At 63.9% G+C, this 3,115-nt stretch carries 3 protein-coding genes; 2 read left to right on the forward strand and 1 reads right to left on the reverse strand.

The annotated features are described in order from the left end of the window. Positions 1-999: radical SAM protein (locus tag WBB85_RS16245; RefSeq protein ID WP_432639639.1), on the reverse strand; the 999-nt coding region annotated here is incomplete at its 3' end. Positions 1,000-1,055: 56 nt separating this feature from the next. On the opposite strand from WBB85_RS16245, the gene fnrL reads away from it, so the two are divergent. Together fnrL and WBB85_RS16255 are read left to right on the forward strand one after the other, a co-directional pair. Further along, complete coding sequence (fnrL, locus tag WBB85_RS16250) at positions 1,056-1,802, forward strand: transcriptional regulator FnrL (RefSeq protein WP_432639640.1); 747 nt, start codon at positions 1,056-1,058, stop codon at positions 1,800-1,802. Between the two features lie 84 nt (positions 1,803-1,886). Next, positions 1,887-3,115, forward strand: a 1,229-nt coding sequence (locus WBB85_RS16255; RefSeq protein ID WP_432639641.1) for a DNA polymerase III subunit gamma/tau, incomplete at its 3' end; no start/stop codon positions are given.

Consider the following 3,115-nt stretch of genomic DNA (forward strand, 5'->3'; position numbering starts at 1 on the left):
TTGTGGAAACCGGGAAATCGACGAGGCCCCAAGCCCTATCAGCGCTTCTGCTGTATCGTCGGTGTAACCCTGAAAATTGCGCCGCAGCCTTCCGGACCTTGCAGCCCGGGCAAGCCCATCTGTCGGCAGCGCGAAATGATCGATCCCGATCTCGTCATAGCCATCCGTCACGAAAAGCTCTCGCGCGGCTTCAAAAAGCTTCAGCCGCTCTTCGGGCCGGGGCAGCGCATCGGACGGGATCATGACCTGCCGCCGCGCCATCCAGGGAACATGCGCATAGCCGTAAAGTGCGACGCGATCGGGGTTCAGCGACAGCAGTTTCTGCACTGATGCGGCAATCCGTGTGGCACTCTGGTCCGGCAGGCCGAATAGAATGTCCGCGTTCAGCGACGCTACGCCCCGTTCCCGGATCATATCCGCAGCCTTCCGGGTAATCTCAAAACTCTGGTCGCGGCCGATGAGTTTCTGGATCGCCGGGTCAAAGTCCTGGACACCGATCGAGGCGCGGTTCATCCCCGCCGCAGCCAGCGCATCCAGCCGCGCGCTGTCAATCTCGTTCGGGTCTATCTCGACCGAGAATTCCCCCCCCTCGCCCATCGGAACCGCCTCAAAGATCGCATCCGCAAGCTCGCGCATGACCGGCGCCGGCATCAGCGTCGGGGTGCCGCCCCCCCAGTGCAGCCGCGACAGCGTGACACCGCCGGGCAGACGGGCCTTCAGAAGCTTCAGCTCCGCCTTCAGTGTTTCCACATAGGCCCGCACCGGCTCAACCGACGTGGTCCCTTGGGTACGGCAGGCGCAGAACCAGCACAGCCGCCGACAGAACGGCACATGGATGTAAAGCGAGATGCGCGCGCCGTGCGGAATCGCCTCCACCCACGCCCCGAAATCACTCGGACCAATATGCGAATTGAAGTGCGGCGCTGTCGGATAGCTCGTATAACGCGGGACACGCGCGTCAAATAGTCCAAGCCGTGAGAGTTGCGATTCCGTTGTCATGCACCTAGCTTTAGCCGGTGCGGGTTCCCCAACCATTGACCCAGATCAAAAAGCAGATGTCCATTCAAGATCCTTCCCTCACGGCCCCGCAATGCGGCGACTGCCCGATCCGGCACCGGGCCGTCTGCGCACGCTGCGAGACGGATGAACTCGCGTCGCTTGACGCGATCAAGTACTACCGCAGCTTCGAAGCGGGCCAGACGCTGATCTGGTCGGGCGACCGGATGGATTTCGTGGCTTCCGTCGTGACCGGCGTCGCGACGCTCAGCCAGGTGATGGAGGACGGGCGCACCCAGACGGTCGGGCTGCTCTTTCCCTCCGATTTCGTCGGCAGGCCGGGCCGCGATGCCGCCCCCTATAATGTGGTTGCCGAAACCGACCTCTTGATGTGCTGCTTTCGCAAGAAACCGTTCGAGCAGTTGATGGCCCGCACGCCGCATATCGCCCAGCGTCTGCTGGAAATGACGCTGGATGAACTGGATGTCGCCCGCGAATGGATGCTGCTTCTGGGCCGCAAGACCGCGCGCGAGAAGATCGCGAGCCTCATCGCCATCGTCGCCCGCCGCGATGCGGCGCTGCATATGAAATCGGCTCAGGGTAAGATGGTCGTCGATCTGCCGCTGACGCGCGAGGCGATGGCGGACTATCTCGGGCTTACGCTCGAAACCGTCAGCCGTCAGATTTCGGCACTCAAACGCGACAGTCTGATCCAGCTTGAGGGCAAGCGCCATGTCACGATCCCGGATTATGATCGTCTGCTTGAGGAAGCAGGGGACGATTCGGATGGCGGTCTTCCCGGCTAAGCCCCGCACCTGCCCCCTCTGACGGTTTACGCCACCGCCGCACCGGCCTAACGTGGCGGCCGACACGAATCCTGCCGAGGCCAAATGACCGAAGAAACCGGGACCCGCTATCAGGTCCTCGCCCGTAAATACCGCCCCGAAACCTTCGCCGACCTTGTCGGGCAGGAGGCGATGGTGCGTACGCTGAAGAATGCCTTTGCCGCCGACCGGATCGCCCAGGCCTTCATCATGACGGGCATTCGGGGGACGGGGAAAACCACGACCGCGCGGATCATCGCCAAGGGCATGAACTGCGTCGGCCCGGATGGTCAGGGCGGGCCCACCACCGATCCTTGTGGCAAATGCGAACATTGCGTGGCGATCATGGAAGGCCGCCATGTCGACGTGATGGAGATGGACGCCGCCAGCCGCACCGGTGTCGGCGATATCCGCGAGATCATCGAAAGCGTCCACTACCGGGCGGCCAGTGCGCGCTACAAGATCTACATCATAGATGAGGTTCACATGCTGTCGACAAGCGCGTTCAACGCGCTTTTGAAGACGCTGGAGGAACCCCCCGCCCATGTGAAGTTCATCTTCGCCACGACCGAGATCCGCAAGGTGCCGGTCACGGTCCTCTCGCGCTGCCAGCGTTTCGACCTGCGCCGGATCGAACCCGAAGTGATGATCGCGCTTCTGAAAAAGATCGCGACGGCGGAAAAGGCCGAGATCACCGACGACGCGCTGGCGCTGATCACCCGCGCGGCCGAAGGTTCCGCCCGCGACGCGACCTCGCTGCTCGATCAGGCGATCAGCCATGGTGCGGGCGAAACCACCGCCGATCAGGTCCGCGCCATGCTGGGGCTGGCCGACCGGGGCCGAGTGCTCGATCTGTTCGATCTGATCCTGAAGGGCGATGCGGCGGGGGCCTTGAACGAGATCGGCGGGCAGTACAGCGACGGGGCCGACCCAATGGCGGTTCTGCGCGATCTGGCCGAGATCACCCACTGGGTCAGCGTCATCAAGATCACGCCCGAGGCCGCCGACGATCCAACCGTGCCGCCCGAAGAACGCGCGCGTGGCTTGCAGATGGCGGGCGATCTGCCGATGCGGGTGCTGACGCGGATGTGGCAGATGCTGCTGAAGGCGCTGGAAGAGGTCGCGGCTGCCCCGAACGCGATGATGGCGGCCGAAATGGCCGTGATCCGCATGACCCATGTGGCCGATCTGCCGGACCCAGAGCAACTGATGCGGCGCATGGTCGAGGGGCCCGGCCCCTCCGCCCCCCAGCCTTCCGGTCGTGGTCCCACCCCCGGCGGCAGCGCGACCCATGC

The sequence above is a fragment of the Albidovulum sp. genome (assembly GCF_049646345.1).
GTDB lineage: Bacteria > Pseudomonadota > Alphaproteobacteria > Rhodobacterales > Rhodobacteraceae > Albidovulum.